This window comes from Microlunatus speluncae (assembly GCF_009299835.1).
Lineage (GTDB): Bacteria > Actinomycetota > Actinomycetes > Propionibacteriales > Propionibacteriaceae > Microlunatus > Microlunatus speluncae.
The window spans coordinates 427,572-444,753 of the sequence record NZ_VKCZ01000020.1 but is presented as its reverse complement, the minus strand read 5'-3'; the positions used below and the strand labels follow the sequence as shown (position 1 = coordinate 444,753).

At 69.4% G+C, this 17,182-nt stretch carries 16 protein-coding genes; 8 read left to right on the top strand and 8 right to left on the bottom strand.

Features of this window, described 5'->3' with window-relative positions; genetic code table 11:
- Entirely contained in the window at positions 1-1,371 is a 1,371-nt protein-coding gene (locus FNH24_RS27510) for a cryptochrome/photolyase family protein (protein ID WP_152365425.1), read from the bottom strand.
- A 599-nt stretch (positions 1,372-1,970) separates the two neighbouring features.
- Between FNH24_RS27510 and guaB the strand changes: the two genes are divergently transcribed.
- On the top strand, positions 1,971-3,479 hold the full coding sequence (gene guaB / locus FNH24_RS27505; protein WP_152365424.1) for an IMP dehydrogenase: 1,509 nt from the start codon (positions 1,971-1,973) through the stop codon (positions 3,477-3,479).
- Positions 3,480-3,589: 110 nt separating this feature from the next.
- Here the strand turns inward: guaB and FNH24_RS27500 are convergent, their stop codons facing one another.
- Positions 3,590-4,201 carry a hypothetical protein gene (locus FNH24_RS27500; RefSeq protein WP_152365423.1) on the bottom strand — a complete coding sequence of 204 codons (612 nt, stop codon included), beginning with the start codon at positions 4,199-4,201 and terminating at the stop codon, positions 3,590-3,592.
- A gap of 100 nt (positions 4,202-4,301) precedes the next feature.
- On the opposite strand from FNH24_RS27500, the gene FNH24_RS27495 reads away from it, so the two are divergent.
- Complete coding sequence (locus FNH24_RS27495) at positions 4,302-4,970, top strand: nucleoside/nucleotide kinase family protein (protein ID WP_152365422.1); 669 nt, start codon at positions 4,302-4,304, stop codon at positions 4,968-4,970.
- On the opposite strand, the gene FNH24_RS27490 is transcribed toward FNH24_RS27495, so the two are convergent.
- Positions 4,940-6,019 carry a DUF4037 domain-containing protein gene (locus tag FNH24_RS27490; RefSeq protein WP_217428571.1) on the bottom strand — a complete coding sequence of 360 codons (1,080 nt, stop codon included), beginning with the start codon at positions 6,017-6,019 and terminating at the stop codon, positions 4,940-4,942. The genes FNH24_RS27495 and FNH24_RS27490 overlap by 31 nt on opposite strands.
- Positions 6,020-6,080: 61 nt before the next feature.
- On the opposite strand from FNH24_RS27490, the gene FNH24_RS27485 reads away from it, so the two are divergent.
- Complete coding sequence (locus FNH24_RS27485) at positions 6,081-6,497, top strand: helix-turn-helix domain-containing protein (RefSeq protein ID WP_152365420.1); 417 nt, start codon at positions 6,081-6,083, stop codon at positions 6,495-6,497.
- A 54-nt stretch (positions 6,498-6,551) separates the two neighbouring features.
- Positions 6,552-6,959: a VOC family protein gene (locus FNH24_RS27480; protein ID WP_152365419.1), complete on the top strand. Its 408-nt coding sequence runs from the start codon at positions 6,552-6,554 to the stop codon at positions 6,957-6,959.
- Positions 6,960-6,965: 6 nt separating this feature from the next.
- Here FNH24_RS27480 and FNH24_RS27475 read toward each other — a convergent pair whose 3' ends face one another.
- Complete coding sequence (locus tag FNH24_RS27475) at positions 6,966-7,481, bottom strand: DUF1697 domain-containing protein (protein WP_152365418.1); 516 nt, start codon at positions 7,479-7,481, stop codon at positions 6,966-6,968.
- A gap of 433 nt (positions 7,482-7,914) precedes the next feature.
- Between FNH24_RS27475 and FNH24_RS27470 the strand changes: the two genes are divergently transcribed.
- Complete coding sequence (locus FNH24_RS27470) at positions 7,915-9,768, top strand: acyl-CoA dehydrogenase (protein ID WP_152365417.1); 1,854 nt, start codon at positions 7,915-7,917, stop codon at positions 9,766-9,768.
- A gap of 93 nt (positions 9,769-9,861) precedes the next feature.
- Here FNH24_RS27470 and FNH24_RS27465 read toward each other — a convergent pair whose 3' ends face one another.
- Positions 9,862-11,271 (bottom strand): amidohydrolase family protein, encoded by a 1,410-nt coding sequence (locus FNH24_RS27465; protein WP_152365416.1) that lies wholly within the window; start codon positions 11,269-11,271, stop codon positions 9,862-9,864.
- A gap of 133 nt (positions 11,272-11,404) precedes the next feature.
- Between FNH24_RS27465 and FNH24_RS27460 the strand changes: the two genes are divergently transcribed.
- From FNH24_RS27460 to FNH24_RS27450, 3 genes are all read left to right on the top strand, one after another.
- A complete protein-coding gene (locus FNH24_RS27460) occupies positions 11,405-12,301 on the top strand; it encodes a GntR family transcriptional regulator (RefSeq protein ID WP_152365415.1) in 897 nt (298 codons plus the stop codon).
- 173 nt (positions 12,302-12,474) lie between these two features.
- A complete protein-coding gene (locus FNH24_RS27455) occupies positions 12,475-13,749 on the top strand; it encodes a DUF222 domain-containing protein (RefSeq protein WP_152365414.1) in 1,275 nt (424 codons plus the stop codon).
- Between the two features lie 4 nt (positions 13,750-13,753).
- Positions 13,754-14,266 carry an HNH endonuclease signature motif containing protein gene (locus tag FNH24_RS27450; protein ID WP_246187095.1) on the top strand — a complete coding sequence of 171 codons (513 nt, stop codon included), beginning with the start codon at positions 13,754-13,756 and terminating at the stop codon, positions 14,264-14,266.
- Positions 14,267-14,301: 35 nt separating this feature from the next.
- Here FNH24_RS27450 and FNH24_RS27445 read toward each other — a convergent pair whose 3' ends face one another.
- From FNH24_RS27445 to FNH24_RS27435, 3 genes are all read right to left on the bottom strand, one after another.
- Complete coding sequence (locus tag FNH24_RS27445; protein ID WP_152365412.1) at positions 14,302-14,934, bottom strand: DsbA family protein; 633 nt, start codon at positions 14,932-14,934, stop codon at positions 14,302-14,304.
- Positions 14,935-15,077: 143 nt separating this feature from the next.
- Complete coding sequence (locus FNH24_RS27440; protein WP_152365411.1) at positions 15,078-16,664, bottom strand: multicopper oxidase family protein; 1,587 nt, start codon at positions 16,662-16,664, stop codon at positions 15,078-15,080.
- Entirely contained in the window at positions 16,661-17,176 is a 516-nt protein-coding gene (locus FNH24_RS27435) for a hypothetical protein (protein WP_217428570.1), read from the bottom strand. Before FNH24_RS27435 ends, FNH24_RS27440 begins: the two co-directional genes overlap by 4 nt.
- Positions 17,177-17,182: the final 6 nt, after the last annotated feature.

The following is a 17,182-nucleotide window of genomic DNA, read 5'->3' as shown; positions in this document are numbered from 1 at the left end:
TTAGGAGCGGGCCTGCTCGTAGCGGGCCAGGGCGACCCGGCGCTCCTCGGCGTGGTCGACGATCCGCTCCGGATAGCCGTCGGCGTAGCCGTCCTCGGCCTTCCACGGCTCGTGCACCGCCGCGCCGTCGAGGTGAGCCAGCTCGGGCACCCAGCGCCGCACGTAGTGCCCGTCCGGGTCGAACTTCTTGCCCTGGGTGATCGGGTTGAACACCCGGAAGTACGGCGCCGCGTCGGTGCCGGTGCCGGCGACCCACTGCCAGTTGTGGTTGTTGGAGGCGAGATCGCCGTCCAGGAGTTGATCAAGGAAGTGCCGGGCGCCGAGCGGCCACCAGACGTGCAGATCCTTGGCCAGGAAGCTCGCCGTCACCATCCGCATCCGGTTGTGCATGAACCCCTCGCCGAGCAGCTGCCGCATCGCCGCATCCACCGCCGGATAGCCGGTCCGGCCCTGCTTCCAGGCGGTGATCAAGTCCGCGACCTGATCCGGATCGGCATACTCCATCGAGCCGAACTCCGGCCGCAGGTCCTGCCAGGCCGACTCCGGCCGATGCCACAGCACATCGGCATAGAACTCGCGCCAGCACAGCTCGGCGACGAACTTCTCCCGCGCGGCGGCGCCCCGGCCGGACTCGGCGCCGACATCGGCCAAGATCGTCCGCGGATGGATCTCGCCGTACTTCAGCGGGATCGACAGCCGGCTGGTCGCGTCGAGATCGGGACGGTCACGGGTGGTCTCGTAGTCGTTGATCCGCTCGTCCAGGAACGCCCGCCAGCGATCCAGGGCCCGGACCTCCCCCGCCTCATGATCATCCGGATCCGGCAGCTGCCGATGCTCCGACTTCACGTCATCGGTGTGCCAGGCCACCTCGGCCGCGGGCGCCGGATCGGCCCAGCCGTGCTCCCGCCAAGCGCGGGAGAACGGGGTGAACACCTTGTACGGATCTCCGCTCCCGTTCCGCACCGCCCCGGGCCCGACCGCGTACGGACTCCCGGTCGCGATCAACTCGATGCCGGCCTCGGCCAGCGACCGGCGCACCCGGCCGTCCCGCCGCCGCCCGAACGGGGTCGTCTCGGCGCTGATGTGCACCGCGGTCGCACCGACCCGACGGGCCGCCGCGCGCACCTCCTCCGCCGGATCGCCGGTCCTGATCTCCAACGCCCCACCGATCGTGTCCCGGAGCGCCGCCACCGAAGCCAGGTAGCGATCCCGGCGCCGCGACCCGTCCCGGAGCAGGGTCGGGTCCAGCACCACCAGCGGCAGCACCCGACCCGACTCCGCGGCCCGGCTCAGCGCGGGATGATCGGCCAGCCGGAGGTCGCGCCGAAACCACATCAGCGCGATATCGGCCCGCTTCGCCTCGTCATCCATCCGTCCAACCTACGACCATCCCGATCACGCCCAGCCTCCTGGACGATGGCGACGTTTGGGTGTTCGTTCCTCAGCCCGGGTCTACCGATGGGCGCGCCGCAACCGAGCCGGGCGGGTTCCGTTCCCTGAGCCTGTCGAAGCTTGTCCTGAGCCTGTCGAAGCTTGTCCTGAGCCTGTCGAAGGGGGGCCAGCCGCACCGCGCTCTCCTGTCGGTTGCAGCGGTCGGTGGGGAATCGCGGCCGGGTGTCGGTCGGAGTGACGGGTCGGGTCGGGCCTGCTCGGACGATCGGGGGGTTCCGTCGGCATTGCAGGCGGCGGGGAGCCATTCCGACGCTGGGTTTGCTCCGGCCGGCGAGGTGCGGGCTCCGTCGGACACGACAGCAGGCCGCCGCCGGAACCGGCGTCCGGCCGCGATGCGGACCGACCGCAAACACCCGCCCGCCCCTTGATGCGTCTTCCCGGCCGTCAGGCCGAACCCTGGGAGAACGGCGCGCACTGGCTTGCCCATCGACAGACTCAGGAAAGGACAGCTAGTAGTTGTCTTAACTACTACTAAGGTCTAAGCTCGCCCGAAACCCCGAGGAGAGGAGCCGCCGGCCATGGCCGGAGCCGCACCGAACGACCCCGCATCGGCCCCGCTGGGGCTGACCTTCGACGACGTCCTGCTGCAACCCTGCGAGTCCGACGTCATTCCTTCTGCCGCCGACCCGAGCAGCCGGGTGTCGCGCAACATCGAGCTCAAGGTCCCGCTGCTCAGCTCGCCGATGGACACGGTGACCGAATCCCGGATGGCGATCGCGATGGCCCGGGTCGGCGGGCTCGGGGTGATCCATCGCAACCTTCCGCCCGACGAGCAGGCCCGTCAGGTCGACCAGGTGAAGCGGTCCGAGTCGGGCATGATCGACGATCCGGTCACCATCGCGCCGGACGCGACCCTGCGCGAGGTCGAGGAACTGTGCGCGCACTACCGGATCTCCGGCGTCCCGGTGGTCGACGAGGAGGGCCGGCTGGTCGGCATCGTCACCAACCGGGATCTGCGATTCGAAACCGATCCGTCCCGGCGGGTCGGCGCGGTGATGACACCGATGCCGTTGATCACCGGACGGGTCGGCATCGACCGGGCCGAGGCGCTCCGGCTGCTGACCACACACAAGATCGAGAAGCTGCCGCTGGTCGACGACCATGATCGACTGCGCGGGCTGATCACGGTGAAGGACTTCGTCAAGGCCGACCAGCACCCGGACGCGAGTAAGGATGATCAGGGCCGGCTCCGGGTCGCCGCGGCGGTCGGATTCTTCGGCGACGCCTGGGAGCGCGCCATGGCGCTGATCGAGGCGGACGTCGACCTGCTCGTCGTCGACACCGCGCACGGCCACTCCCGGGCGCTGCTCGACATGATCGGCAAGCTCCGGGCCGAGCCGCGGGCGGACCGCGTCGACCTCGTCGGCGGCAACGTGGCCACGTTCCGCGGCGCCCAGGCCATGGTCGAGGCCGGCGTCGACGGGATCCGGGTCGGCGTCGGTCCGGGTTCGATCTGCACCACCCGGGTCGTGGCCGGGGTCGGCGTGCCGCAGGTGACCGCGATCCACGAGGCGGCCCGCGCCGCCCGGCCGGCCGGCATCCCGGTGATCGGCGACGGCGGCCTGCAGTATTCGGGTGACATCGCCAAGGCCATCGTCGCCGGCGCCGACACGGTGATGCTCGGATCACTGCTCGCGGGCTGCGACGAAGGGCCGGGCGAGTTGATCTTCATCAACGGCAAGCAGTACAAGTCCTATCGCGGCATGGCCTCACTCCCCGCGCTGTCCGGCCGTGGCCGCCGGGGCTCGTACTCCAAGGACCGCTACTTCCAGAACGACGTCACCGCCGAGCACGAACTGATCCCGGAGGGCGTCGAGGGCCAGGTGCCCTATCGCGGGCCGGTGGCGGCCGTCGCCTACCAGCTGGTCGGCGGGCTGCGGCAATCGATGTTCTACGCCGGCGCCGCGACGATCAAGGAACTGCAGCAGCGCGGTCGGTTCGTCCGGATCACCTCCGCCGGCCTGCGCGAGTCCCACCCGCACGACATCCAATTGACCGTGGAAGCCCCCAACTACACCCGCCGCTGACACCGCTGAGAAGTCCGCGCCCGGCAATCCCTGGAATTCGACCGCCAGCCGCCGACCGCACCCGCGACACGCGGCCGGACCGGAGTCGGCGACGATCTGCTGGTCGGATTTCAGGGCGCCGAGGCGATGACCTTCCCTGTCTGCCGTCGGCCGGCGTAGGCGATGCCGACCAGACCCACGCACAGCACCACCAGCCCGGTCACCTGCAGGACGGGGTTGCGGCCGGCGATCATCCCCGCGGCATACAGCACCGTGCCCACGCCGACGCCCACCGCCGGCAGGAGCGGGATCGTCCGGCGCAGAGCCAGTAGCAACACCAGACCCAGGACGCCGACATAGAGCAGTTGCGGCCCGACGCCATAGACGGCGAGGTCGACCCCCGGCAGGGCTCGAAAGGCGCCGGTCCCGGCGCGCAGCTCGTCGCGGGTTGCCGCCTGCAGACCGGCGACCAGGTCGGCCACCATCTGCACCGAGATCGCCAGCGCACCCAGCACCCCGACCAGCCCGACGATGTTGCCCAGGAGGCTCGGCCGCGCCAGCGCGCGCAGTTCCAGCAGCACCGGGACGAACGCGAGATAGCCGATCAACCACGCCACGTGGGCCGACGTCCACCACAGTCCCGGCTCGATGCCTTCGGCCAGCGGGCGCATCAGCAGGGCCCCGACGAGCAGACCCGTCGCCGCCACGATGAACATCGCTCGCGCGACTCGGTTCCTGATCATGACCTGATGCTCGCTTCATGCCGCCGGCTCCGGCATCGGGGAAACGCCCCGGCCGGCCCTGGAAACCCGAGCTTCGAATCCTTTGGCTAGCCTGCACGGAATGATCGATCCGTACGAGGTGATCGCCGATCGGGTGCCGCCTCCCGGCGACGGTTACACCCTGGTCGCGATCGACGGCGTCGACGGCAGCGGCAAGACGACGTTCGCCGCGACGGTGGCGGCCCGGCTGCGCCAGCAGGGGCGGGCATGTCTGGTGATCCACGTCGACGACTTCCATCGGCCGCGGGCCGAGCGACACCGCCGCGGCCGGGACTCACCGCTCGGCTTCTGGCTCGACACCTATGACTATCCGGCCCTGCACCGCCTGGTGCTGGAACCGCTCGGCCCGGGCGGCGACGGGTCCTATCGGAGCCGGTGGACCGACCTGGTCAACGACTGTCACGTCGACGAGCCGCCCCGCCGGGCCGAGCCGGGCACGGTGGTGATCTTGGAAGGCCTGTTCCTGCACCGCGACGAGCTGGTCGAGCGCTGGGACTTCTCGATCTTCCTCGATGCGCCGTTCGAGATCACGGTCGCCCGGATGGCGGGCCGCGACGGCGGGTCACCGGACCCGGAGCACCCGTCGCAACGCCGCTACGTCGAGGGTCAGCGCCTCTACTTCGAAGCCTGCCGACCTTGGCAGCGCGCCGACCTGGTGATCGACAACACCGACCCCAGGCATCCCATGATCATCACCGCTCAGGCCGTCTCGGCCGCCACCGGTTCCTGATCACCGGCCTGACGCAGCACCGCGGCCACGGCGGCGGCCCGCACCTCGTACTGGTTCACGGCGTCGGTGCTGTCGATGAAGTGATCGACGGCACCGATCGGCGGCAGCCGGCGCAGGGCAGGGTCGGTGATCGTCGCCCGCAGCGCCTCGGTGAACCGCTCGCCGGCCGGGACGAAGAACGGCCGGTCCCAGAACTGGACCGGCTCCGGGTCCAGCGGTTCGGTCAGTTCGAGCGCGTTGTGGGCGCGGGCGACCTCGACGTAGGCGGCGTTCAGGTGGCGTTCCCGGGCCGGCCAGTCCCGGGCGGCGAGTGCCTCACTCAGCCGCGGGCCGACCGTTTCGGCGATCGGCAGCCGGGCGAATGCCGAGCCGAGCCACTTCGAGTACGGCGGATAGGTGCGCGCCATCAGCAGGCACAGCCGGACCACGTCCCGGGCCAGCCGGGCGGCGATGATCACCGAGCCGAGATCGTCGCCGACCTGAGCGGTGCGGCCCGGAAACGCCTCCTCCTGCCCGATCCGCTGCCACTGGCAGGCCAGCAGATAGCGCCAGAGATCATCGGGATACCAGCCGAGCTGCTCCCGTACCCGACCAAGATCACCGAGCCCGTCGTGGAAGATCGCACCGCCGGTGATCTCGGCCAGCACCTGGGTCGGCGCCGAGAGCCAGTCCACGGTCTCCAGCCGCTGCCGCGGATCGAACCCGAGCCGCCACCGGAGCCAGTCGCCGATCCCGCTGACCGCGACCCGGTGCGTGCCCTCGGGAAAGACGGTCGGGAAGCCGAGGAACGTCTCCGGCAGCCGGTCGCCGACGGTCGCCTTCAGCTCCGCGGCCCGGTCCGCCTGATCATCGGCGAGGAAGATCAACAACCGCGGGCCCCAGTCATGATCGGTGGACCGCTCGGTGTCCAGCCCGAGCACCTCCGAGCCGTGACCGATCAACCCCGCCGCGTACGACAACTCCGGGAAACCCTCGGCCACGATCGGCCGGACCACCTCCCGGTAGTAGCGGCGGGAGAGCTCGAGACCGGGCAGGAAGGCAGCTGGCACCGGCCCAGTGTGGCGAACGGTCCGTTCCGGGGACAACAGCATTTGCCGATGATCAGGCAGGATGGCCGACGTGAGCGGCGCGGCGGAGGACAGCAACCGGCGGATGCTGCGGGCCCGTGACGCGATGGACCGCGGGTACGCCGAGCCGCTCGACATCCCCGCCCTGGCCCGGATCGCGCACGTCTCCGAGGCGTACTTCATCCGCACCTTCCGGGCCACCTTCGGCGAGACGCCGCACCGCTATCTGCAGCGCCGCCGGGTGGAACGTTCGATGCGGCTGCTGCGCGAGACCGACCGGAGCGTCACCGAGATCTGCTTCGAGGTCGGTTTCGCCAGCCTGGGCACGTTCAGCCGCACCTTCCGCGACATCATCGGCGAGTCGCCGACCGAGTTCCGGCGCCGCACCGTGGGCCTGCCGGCGATCACCGCGCCGAGCTGTTTCGCCAAGGCCTGGATGCGGCCCAGCAGTCTGTCCTGAGCTGAGCAGTTTCGGATAAGCAGGTCGCGGCCGGCGGGCCGTAGGTTCACAGACATGTTGAACGCCATCACGATTTCATCGATCTTCGTCCTCGACCAGGACGAAGCCCTCGACTTCTATGTCGGCAAGCTCGGCTTCGAGGTGCACACCGACCAGGACCTCGGCTTCATGCGCTGGCTCACCGTCGCCGTCCCCGGCCAGCCCGGCCGCGAGCTGCTGCTCGAGCGACCCGGCGCGCCGGCGCACGACGAGGGCACCGCCGAGCAGGTCCGCGAGCTGGTCACCAAGGGGGCCGGCGGCGGCTGGATCGGACTGACCACCGACGACGTCCAGGCGACCTATGAAGATCTTCGCGCCAAGGGCGTGGAGTTCACCGAGCCGCCGACCGAGCGCCCGTACGGCACCGACTGCGGTCTGCGCGACCCGTTCGGCAACGCGATCCGGATCAACCAGCCGAAGTAGCCCGCGTCATTCCATCAGCTCGACCAACTTCTGAACCGTTCGCAGATTGCGGCCCGTCGCGATCGTCCCGGGGTCACCGGACGCGCCGAGCTTGCTCCGGGCCAGGCCGCCGCGGTAGTCGATGAAGATCTCTTGGCCGTGCACCGCCAACTCCTCCTGATCGGAGGCGAGGGCACGCAGCTTCGACACCGCGGCGGCCGACGGCTTGGCCGCGCAGAAAGTGATGATCAGCTGGGACGGATTGGCGGCGTCGAACGGGTTGGCGGCCAGGGCCGCACGCAGTTGTTTCGCTGACCGCACGACCACCGGGACCTCGAAGCCGAACCGCTCGGCGATCACCGGCTCCAGCGTCGTCCGGACCGAGTCGGCGTCGCCGGTGGACTCGATGATCAGATTGCCGCTGTTCAGATGGGTGCGGACTTCGGTGAAGCCGGCCGCCTCGGCGACCTCGCGCAGCTCGGCCATCGCCACCTTGCGCCGGCCGAGGTTGACCCCTCGGAGCAGCGCGACGTACCTCGTCATGGGCCCATCGAACCATGTCCGGCCGACACCGGGGCCCGAACCGTCGCCCCGCCAGCGCCCGTCCCGGCGGGGAACCGTTTGCCGTGATTTCTCTTATACGGCAACAAAATGGGCCCGCCGACCTCTATCGCGGAGCGGACGCAAAATCTAGAATGAGCTTCTCTCTCTGCCGGGTGTCTCCCCGGTATCCGGCAGGTCAGGAGTGTCAATCGGCGAAGCTCGTAAGTCCACCAACCCACATGTCGTGGCCAGTGTCGGCCGAGCTACCCGTCCGTGCTGATCTCACTCCTGAATGAGGGTGGCCGCCGGGTGGGGCGGGATGCCCCACCCGGCGAATCAAGCTGTGCCTTCGCTCCGACGACTTGCCCCGGTTACCGACGAGTAGCATAATCGTTAGTTACTGGTGGGTAACTTGCGTCTGTCGAGGGGTTTCATGTCTCACTACAAGTCGAATGTCCGCGATATCGCGTTCAACCTGTTCGAGGTGCTGCACACCGAACGCGTGCTGGGCGAGGGGCCGTACGCGGAGCTTGATCAAGAAACCGCCGAGGCCATGCTGGCCGAGGTCGATCTGCTCGCCCGGACCAAGCTGGCCGATTCGTTCGTCGACGGCGACCGCAATCCGCCGGTCTTCGACCCGGTGACCCAGACCGCGCCGCTGCCGGAGTCGTTCAAGAAGTCGTACCAGGCCTACATCGATTCCGACTGGTGGCGGGTCGTGCTGCCGACCGAGCTCGACGGCCAGCCGACCCCGCCGAGCCTGGCCTGGGGCCTGGCCGAGATGGTGCTCGGCGCCAACCCGTCGATCTACATGTACGCCGAGGGACCGCACATGGGCTACGCGGTCTGGCGCAACGGCACGGAGCGGGACAAGCTGATCGGCAAGCACATCGTCGACCGGAAGTGGGCCGCGACGATGGTGCTGACCGAGCCGGACGCCGGCTCCGATGTCGGCGCCGGCCGGACCCGGGCCATCCCCCAGCCGGACGGCTCCTGGCACCTCGAGGGCGTCAAGCGGTTCATCACCGGCGGCGAGCACGACCTGACCGAAAACATCATCCATCTGGTGCTGGCGCGGCCGCACGGGGTCGAGGGCGAGGGCGGGCCCGGCACCAAGGGGCTCAGCCTGTTCATCGTGCCGAAGTTCCATTTCGATCATGAGACCGGCGAGCTGACCGGCGAACGCAACGGTGTCAACGTCACCGGCCTGGAGCACAAGATGGGGCTCAAGGTGTCCAACACCTGCGAGCTCACCTTCGGCGACGGCGACACGCCGGCCCGGGGCTGGCTGCTGGGCGAGGTGCATCAGGGCATCAAGCAGATGTTCGAGATCATCGAGCACGCCCGGATGCTGGTCGGCACCAAGGCCATCGCCACCCTGTCGTCCGGCTATCTCAACGCGCTGGACTACGCCAAGGCCAGGGTCCAAGGCCCCGATCTGATCAAGGCGACCGACAAGGCGTCGCCGCGGGTCGCGATCATCAACCATCCGGACGTACGGCGGTCGCTGATGACCCAGAAGTCCGCGGTGGAAGGGATGCGGGCGATGGTGCTGTATGCCGCGAGCATCCAGGACAAGGTGGCGCTGGCCAAGGCCGCGGGCGAGCGGGACGAGGCGGCCGAGCGACTGAACGACCTGCTGCTGCCGATCCTCAAGGGCTACGGCTCGGAGCGCTCCTGGGTCCTGCTCGGCACCGAGTCCTTGCAGACCTTCGGCGGCTCCGGCTTCATCGCCGACTTCCCGATCGAGCAGTACGTCCGCGACGCCAAGATCGACACCCTCTATGAGGGCACCACCGCGATCCAGGGCCAGGACCTGTTCTTCCGCAAAATCATCAAGGACCAGGGCCGCGCCATCGGTGCCCTGTCGGCCGAGATCGGGACCTTCGCGGCCGGCCAGGCGGGCAACGGGCAGCTCAAGGAAGAGCGCGAGCTGTTGCAGAAGGGTCTCGAGGACATCGGCTCGATCGTCGCCGCCATGATCACCAAGCTGCAGTCCTCCGCCGCCGGCGAGCCGCGCGACCTCTATCAGGTCGGCCTCAACACCACCCGGCTGCTGATGGCCGTCGGCGACCTGATCTGCTCCTGGCTGCTGCTCCGCGGCGCCGAGGTGGCCCTGACCGCGCTGTCCGGCGACCTCAAGCCGGCCGACCGGGATTTCTACGAGGGCAAGGTCGCCGCCGCCCGCTGGTTCGCCCGCACCACCCTGCCCAAGCTGACCGCCGAGCGGGCAATTGCCGAAGGCACCGACAACGCGGTCATGGACCTGCCAGACTCGGCCTTCTAGGACCCACCGGGCGGGGACGTTTCAAGCTTCCTTCATCCCCCCGAAGTGAAGGAGACGCCCCGCTCGGTGCTGTCTGGTGGGTCCTCGATCGCTTTAATCCCGTTGATCACCGTGCGCGATCCGGTGCACGGTCGCCAGCAGTCGGCGCCGCGCCACGGGGTCGAGGTAGTGGCCGTCGACGACGACGGAGTGGATCCGTCGGGTGTTGCTGATGTCGGCCAGGGGATCGGCGTCCAAGATCACGAGGTCGGCCACCCGGCCGGGCTGGACGGTGCCGGCCCACTGCTCGCGGCCGAGGAACCGGGCCGGCTCGACGGTCGCGCACTGCAGGGCGTGCAGCGGTGACAGGCCGGAGGCGACGAGTTGTTCGAGCTCGACGTGCAGGCTGGCTCCGGGGAACAACCCCGGGCCGACCGAGTCCGTACCGGCGAGCAGCCGGACCCCGGCCTCGGCCATGGCGCCCACTGTTGCGCGTCGCCAGGTGAGCAGTTCTCGATGCCGCGCGGTCTCCTCGACGGTCCGGCCGCCGCCGCAGTAGATCTGCTGGGTGAGGAAGGCCCAGGATTCCGGAGTGCCGGGCACCAGGTAGTCCATCCGCTGATCATCGAGCCGGACCGACTCCGGGTGGTCGATCACCGCATGCACCGCGAGGGTCGGCGTGATGGCGACATCGGCGGCGACCAGCCGTTCGAACACCGAGGTCGCCGCGCCGGGGTCGTGCCGGGCGACGGCGTCCCACTCCACCCGGGAGATCTGCCGCAGCCAGCTGCCGAGGTGGAACTCGGGTGCCGTCTCGATCGCCGCCATCGCCGCCTCCAGCCGGTCCGCATCCGTCGAGCTGGCGGGCCAGACGCCGCCGAAGAGATGCTCGAACGACCGCTGGCCGGACTCGATCTGCTCGACGAACGGGACCTGGTCCGACCGATGACCGGCGACCGGGACGTCCCGCCGCCCCGCCTCCGCGAGCACGGCGCGGTAGGCCTCCGGGGACAGCCGGGAATACACCTTGATGAAATCGGCTCCCGCTTCGATCGACTCGGCCACGGCTCGGCGCGCCTGATCCGCCGTGTTGATCATGATGACGGGAGCGTCAGGGACGTCGGACCACAGGCCCGGATCGCCATCGAGCAACGGACTGGCGATGATCATCCGGGGGCCGAGCACCTCGCCGGACCGGATCAGCTGGCGGATCCGGTGCAGCTTCGGCCTCCCCCACATCTCGCGGACCGCGGTCACGCCGTTCGCGACATACAGGCCGGCGAAGTGCCGGGGATCGTCGGTCTCCGACTCGCTGTGCACGTGCATGTCGGTGAGCCCCGGGATCAGATACTTGCCGGCGAGGTCGTACACCAGGGCGCCGTCCGGAATCGGGACCTGCGCCGCCGGTCCCACGGTCTTGATCATCTGGTCGACGACGAGCACGGTCTGGTCCGGGCGGGGCGGGGCGCCGGTCGCATCGATCACCGTGGCGCCGACGTAGGCCTGGAGGTCTGATCGGTTCATGTCTACAGCGTATTGACGCTCTATCAACCGCCGAGTACTCCTAGTGCACTTCTTTCTCCAAAAGCGTTCTCGGCTCACTCGCACCGCAGGTACACGTACGCGACGACGGCAAGCGCACTAGTACCATCGCACTATGCCCGGACCGAAGGACCAGCCGTCGCAACGCATCGCCGCCGCCTTGCGCGACAAGATCACCAACGGCGACCTGCAGCCCGGTGATCGGGTCCCGTCGACGCGGCAGCTCGTCCGCGAGTGGGGTGTGGCCATGGCGACGGCGAGCCGGGCGCTGGCAACGCTCCGGGACGAGGGGGTGGTGATCACCCGGCCCGGCTCCGGGACAGTGGTCCGCGGTGACCGGGGCACCAGGCCTGCCGCGGTGACCCGCAGCCGGATCGTCGCTGTCGCGGTGCGCCTGGCCGACCGCGAGGGGTTGGCGGCGGTGTCGATGCGCCGCCTGGCCGGGGTGCTGAAGGTGACGCCGATGTCGCTGTATCGCCATGTCGCGGGCCGCGAGGCCTTGGAGATCTTGATGGTGCGGGCCGTCTTCGGCGCGAATCCGTTGCCCGACCCGATGCCCGCCGGGTGGCGAGAGCGAGTCGAAACCGTCTATCGCCTGCAATGGCAGCTGTACCGCTCGCATCCCTGGCTGGCCGAGCTGACCTTGGTGACCCGCCCACCACTCGCGCCGGAGGCGATGCTGCACACCGAGTGGACCCTCGAGGCGCTGGCCGACCTCGACCTCGATCCAGCGACCCGGGTCCGATCCGCACTGGCCCTGCCCGCCCTGGTCCATGGCCTCGCGCTGACCGCACTGCACGAACACCGCGCAGTGCAGGAGACCCGCCTGGCGAACGCGCAATGGTGGGAGACGATCGACGGCCAGGCCACCGAGGTGCTCCGAAGCGACTTCCCGCGATTGGCGGAGCTCGCCGCCCTTCCCGTTGCCACCTTCGGCCTCAAGGGATTGGACGAGGTGTTCGAACTCGCCCTACGGCACTATCTGGACGGGCTTGCCGCCGGCCACCGGTAGCGCGGTCGGCTGCCGGCACCTTCGCGCTCGGGGTCACGATCACTCTGCACGTACGCCGACGCTCGATCCTGCGGCGAATCGCTTCCCTGCGGAATCCTCGCTGTGCAGCCGAGAGTGTCAGTCGTCGTGGCTAGCGTCCTGGTCAGTAGGCAAGGCGATACGGGGGTCAGGCAATGTCGAAAGTTGATCATGATGCGGAGCCGTTCGACAAGGCCGCGGCCGAAGCCCTGGCCGGCAGGATCTGCGCCCGGGCAGCCCAGCAAGCCGTCGCGTCCTGCCACCTACTCGAACTGATCGGCGATTTCGACGCCCGCGGCGGACTCGGCTACCTGTCCGGTGTGAAATCCGTCGCACACTGGATCGCCCACTCCTGCTCCATGGCCCCCGGCGTCGCCCGCGAACACGTCCGCATCGCCCGCGCCCTACGACGCATGCCGACCATCACCGCCGCCTTCCGCACCGGCGAACTGTCCTACTCCAAAGTCCGCGAAGCCACCCGCCTGGTCGACCAGTTGGACGAAGCCCGCCTCTGCGAACTGGCCCGCGCCACCTCCGCGTCCCAACTCGCCCGCACCATCGCCGGCTACCGCGCCGCCAGCGGCACCCGCATCGCCCAACACGACCGCCGTCGATTCCGACTGATCAACCGCGACGACACCATGACCGGACTCACCGGCGAACTACCAGCCGACGAAGCCGCCATCGTCGCGGCCGCCCTCCGCCGCGCCCGCGACCTCAACTCCACCCCACCACCCCGAAACGACACCGACACCGACACGGCCGACGCCACACCGCGCTATGTCAACGCCGACGCCCTGCGCGACATCTGCCAGCACTACCTCAACACCGCCACCACCGACGACGAATCCGGCGAAGACCGCAGCCTCGTCATCATCCAGATCGCCGCCGAACAACTCCTCGACCCCAACCCCGCACCGCACGAAGGGCCCGCCACCCCGGACTCGCCCAGCAACGACGCAAACGTTCCCGCGGGAACGCCGCCCGTCCGCCCAGCGGGGATCGACCGGGCCCGAGGCGGCACCACGAGCACGGCGGCCGAAGCCGGACACGACCTCCCGATACACCCACCGACCTGCCCGACGCGGACCGACCCCGACCCGACCGCGATGACACCCGACACGGTAGGCGGAACCAGACGCGTTCCCGACGGACCGTCCCTCCGGGAAGGAATCTGCACCATCCGCGGGGTCGGCGGGATCGAACCCGAGACCGCCCGCCGACACCTCTGCACCGGCACCCTCCTCGGCGCGATCATCGACACCCACGGCGACATCCTGGCCCTCGGGCACGGCCGCCGACTCGCCTCCAAAGCCCAACGACGAGCCCTGATGTTGCGCGACCAAAGCTGCCAATACCCCGGCTGCACCAGCAGCCACCACCTCCTAGTGCCCTGCGCCCGAAGTTCGGTGCATAAGTCAGTGGGATGAAGTGGTGAGCTGCAAGGCCGACGATGGAGTGCTACCGGGTCGTACCGCGACGGAGGAGAACGCGGCAGATCGCCACTTCAGCGCGCTGAATTATGTAGCGAACTTCGGGCGCAGGGCACTAGCCCACCACCGGATCAGCTGGGCCGACGGCGGCCCGACCGACCTGACGAACCTCATCCTGCTCTGCCGCTTCCACCACACCTGCGTCCACGAGGGCCGGATCATGATCACCCGCAACCCCGCCGCCCCACACCGCTCGACCGGCCTACCGGGAGGCCCGCCCTGGCAGTTCACCCTGCCCAGTGGACAACCCGTCGATCAACCCGCCTGGAGCACACCTTCGGCCGACTGGCTGATCCAGCGCCTCACCAGGCCCCACCCGGTTGATCACATCGACCGGCTCAACCATCCCGAGGCCCGCCCCATCCAACCCAAGCAATACGGCGAACGCTTCGACCTCCACGCCGCCGTCGGCGTCCTCTTCGACCTCAGCTCGCCATCGCGTGCCGCCGCATGAGACCTCAGCCTCGTTGACCGGCGCACTGACGAGCGTCAGCGGGCGCCGGCGTGGACGAGTTCGCTGTCGATCACCTGCCGGAAGTAATCGAACGACTGCGCCCCGAACACCAACCTCTGCCCGACCACGAACGCCGGGGTCGCGGTTACGCCGATCGATTCCGCTTCGTCGACGTCGGCATAGACCTGATCGACCAAAGTCGCGTCGTCGAGGTCGCGCTCGAACCGATCCAGGTCCGGAAGCCCGGCAGTGTAGGCATAGTCGTGCAAGCGGCGACGCTCGGAGTCCAGCTGCCCACTGTTGGCTGACTCGTCGAACATCGCTGCCTGGTAGGCCCAGAAGTGTCCTTGCCGGCCGGCGGCGCGCGCCGCCACGGCGAGGTCGAACGACTCCTCGCCGAAGACCGGCAGATCCCGCCACTCGTAGCGCAGCAGACCGGCGTCGACGTACTCCTCAACGAGTCGCGGCATCGTCTCACGGGCGAACGCTCGACAGGGCGGGCATTGGTAGTCGGCGTACCCGATCAGCACCACCGGTGCGTCGACCCGGCCCATCGCCATGACGTCGCGCTCGGTCCGGCGCTCCACTCCGTAATCGACCCGTTCGGCATTCCAGTCCTGGTTGCCGGTGGTGAGAGACGCCACCGCCAGCAGCCCGATGAGTGCCATGGCCACCAGAACGGGAGACCGTCGAAGACCGCCGATCACCCGCCCACCTCGGGACTGATCAGCCACAGCGCGCACTCTCCGGTCTCAGTCGTATCCGCCCACCGACCTCGTCATCGTGCCCGATCCGACGGCTCAGTGACGGATCAGACGACGGTGAAGTTGGCCATCATGCCCATGTCCTCGTGTTCGGCGTTGTGGCAGTGGAAGACGTAGCGGCCGCGGTAGCCGGTGAAGCGGGTGATGATCTCGACGGCCTCGCCGGGGCGGAGGTCGACCGTGTCCTTCAGGCCGGCGTCGAACGGTGACGGTTCCCGGCCCCCGCGGGAGAGGACCTGGAAGTTGACCAGGTGTAGGTGGATCGGGTGGTGCAGGTCGGTGATGAAGCGCCAGATCTCGACGTCGCCGAGTCGCGGCGCCGCGTCGACCCGGGTCGGTGAGAACGGTTCGCTGCCGATCAGCCAGCCGCGGCGGCCGTCGTGCAGCCTGCCGCTGCGGAACCGGAAGTCGCGCGTCACCGCAGCCTGCGACCGCGTCAGCGGCTCGAGCTCGCTGAGCCGGTCCGGGATCTGGCTGTGCTCGACGCCGCGGCGAGTGATCAGGAATCGCATGATCAACTCGGTGCCGCCACTGCCCAGCCGGTTGATCAGGGTGACCTCGGAGCCGACCGGATAGCGGCCGAAGTCGATCATCACGTCGTAACGCTCGGCCGGTGCGATCGGGAGATGATCATGGGCTTGCGGCCCGGCCAGCAGCCCATGGTCGGAGCCGAGCTGGACCAGGCCGGCCCCGCCCGGCGGTGGCGGGTCGAGGGCGAGGTCGTAGCGGCGGGCGTTGGAGGCGTTGAGGATCCGCAGCCGGTGCTTGACCGCCGCCACCTCGTGGGTCGGCCAGGGCACGCCGTTGACCAGGATCACGTCGCCGAACACGCCCTCGACGAAGTCATCCCGCACGCCGGGGATCGACCGCAGGCCGGGGTCGATGGACGGATAGCGGAAGGAGCCATCCTCGCCGAAGGACCGGTCGGTGATCATGATCGGCAGCTCGAGCTCGTCCGGCGGCAGCGCCAAAGCATCCTCCTCGGCATCCCGGATCAGGTGCAGGCCGGCCAGGCCGCGATAGACCGCCGGGCCGGTGAAGTCCATCCGGTGATCGTGGTACCAGAGCAGGGCGGCACGTTGGCGCAGCGGATAGACATAGTCGGCGCTGCCCCGGCGGATCACCGCGCCCGGATCGTTCATCGCGTGGTGCCCCGGCCGGGCGGGGCCCAGCCCGTCGACCGGCAGCACCAGATCGGTCGGATAGCCGTCGGACTCGGGCGGGGTGTGGCCGCCGTGCAGATGCACCACGGTCGGCACCGGCAGCTCGTTGCGGTGTCGCACGATCGTGGTCCGGCCGCTGCGGCTCTCGATCGTCGGCCCGGGGAAGATGCCCTGATAGCCCCAGATCTCGGTCGGCAGGCCCGGCAGGATCTCCGCCGTCGCCGGCCGCTGGACGATCTCGTACACGTCGGCCGGATGATCTTGATCATCACGGTCGCGGATCGGCCGGAGGACCGGCGGGATCGTCAATGGACGCTGGAACGGCGCGGGCCGGGGCACTCGGCTGCGCAGCAGTTCGCCGGTCCCGGCGCCGGCGGCCAGCAGCTTCGAGCCGGCGACACTGCCGCCGAGCGTGATCCCGGCGGCCGCAGCGAGGGCAGCGAAGCGGCGGCGTGACAGGCGACCGCTCACCGATCCGCTTCCTGATCATGAGGCTTGCCCTTCGACCGGCTCAGGGAACGAGAGGTCGCCGGCCACCAGAGGAAGATCATCAGGAACAGGGAGCCGGTCACCACGCCCACGCCGAGCGGGACGTGCAGCTCCAGGGCGCCGGCCAACCCGGCGAAGTACTGGGCGGTCTCGGCCGTGACCAGCAGCAGCGTCGCCAGGGTGGGCCAGCGCGGGCCGCCGAGGATCCAGAGCAGCACCGCGAGGATCAACTGCAAGAAGCTCAGTGAGGTCACCAGGTCGGCACCGCGGGCGTGCAGCACGAGCATGTCGTAGTTGCCGCCGAGGTAGGCGCCGGCCAAGGTCGGCTGGCCGATGACAGCTACGCCGTGCAGGGTGGCGACGATTCGCACAGCCCACCAGAGGCCACGGGCGCCGGCCCGACGCCGCCCACGCCCGGCCCCCTCCGGGCTCGGGCTGTCCGGGCTCGGGACGGCCGGGCTCAGGACGGCCGGATCGTTCGCTGAGGTTCGCACAGTCCA

Coding starts and splice junctions, on each gene's coding strand:
- guaB (WP_152365424.1), top strand. CDS start 1,971: ATGGCCGGAGCCGCACCGAACGACCCCGCATCGGCCCCGCTGGGGCTG.
- FNH24_RS27470 (WP_152365417.1), top strand. CDS start 7,915: ATGTCTCACTACAAGTCGAATGTCCGCGATATCGCGTTCAACCTGTTC.
- FNH24_RS27510 (WP_152365425.1), bottom strand. CDS start 1,371: ATGGATGACGAGGCGAAGCGGGCCGATATCGCGCTGATGTGGTTTCGG.
- FNH24_RS27455 (WP_152365414.1), top strand. CDS start 12,475: ATGTCGAAAGTTGATCATGATGCGGAGCCGTTCGACAAGGCCGCGGCC.
- FNH24_RS27475 (WP_152365418.1), bottom strand. CDS start 7,481: ATGACGAGGTACGTCGCGCTGCTCCGAGGGGTCAACCTCGGCCGGCGC.
- FNH24_RS27485 (WP_152365420.1), top strand. CDS start 6,081: ATGGCCGACGTGAGCGGCGCGGCGGAGGACAGCAACCGGCGGATGCTG.
- FNH24_RS27465 (WP_152365416.1), bottom strand. CDS start 11,271: ATGAACCGATCAGACCTCCAGGCCTACGTCGGCGCCACGGTGATCGAT.
- FNH24_RS27500 (WP_152365423.1), bottom strand. CDS start 4,201: ATGATCAGGAACCGAGTCGCGCGAGCGATGTTCATCGTGGCGGCGACG.
- FNH24_RS27445 (WP_152365412.1), bottom strand. CDS start 14,934: ATGGCACTCATCGGGCTGCTGGCGGTGGCGTCTCTCACCACCGGCAAC.
- FNH24_RS27495 (WP_152365422.1), top strand. CDS start 4,302: ATGATCGATCCGTACGAGGTGATCGCCGATCGGGTGCCGCCTCCCGGC.
- FNH24_RS27480 (WP_152365419.1), top strand. CDS start 6,552: ATGTTGAACGCCATCACGATTTCATCGATCTTCGTCCTCGACCAGGAC.
- FNH24_RS27460 (WP_152365415.1), top strand. CDS start 11,405: ATGCCCGGACCGAAGGACCAGCCGTCGCAACGCATCGCCGCCGCCTTG.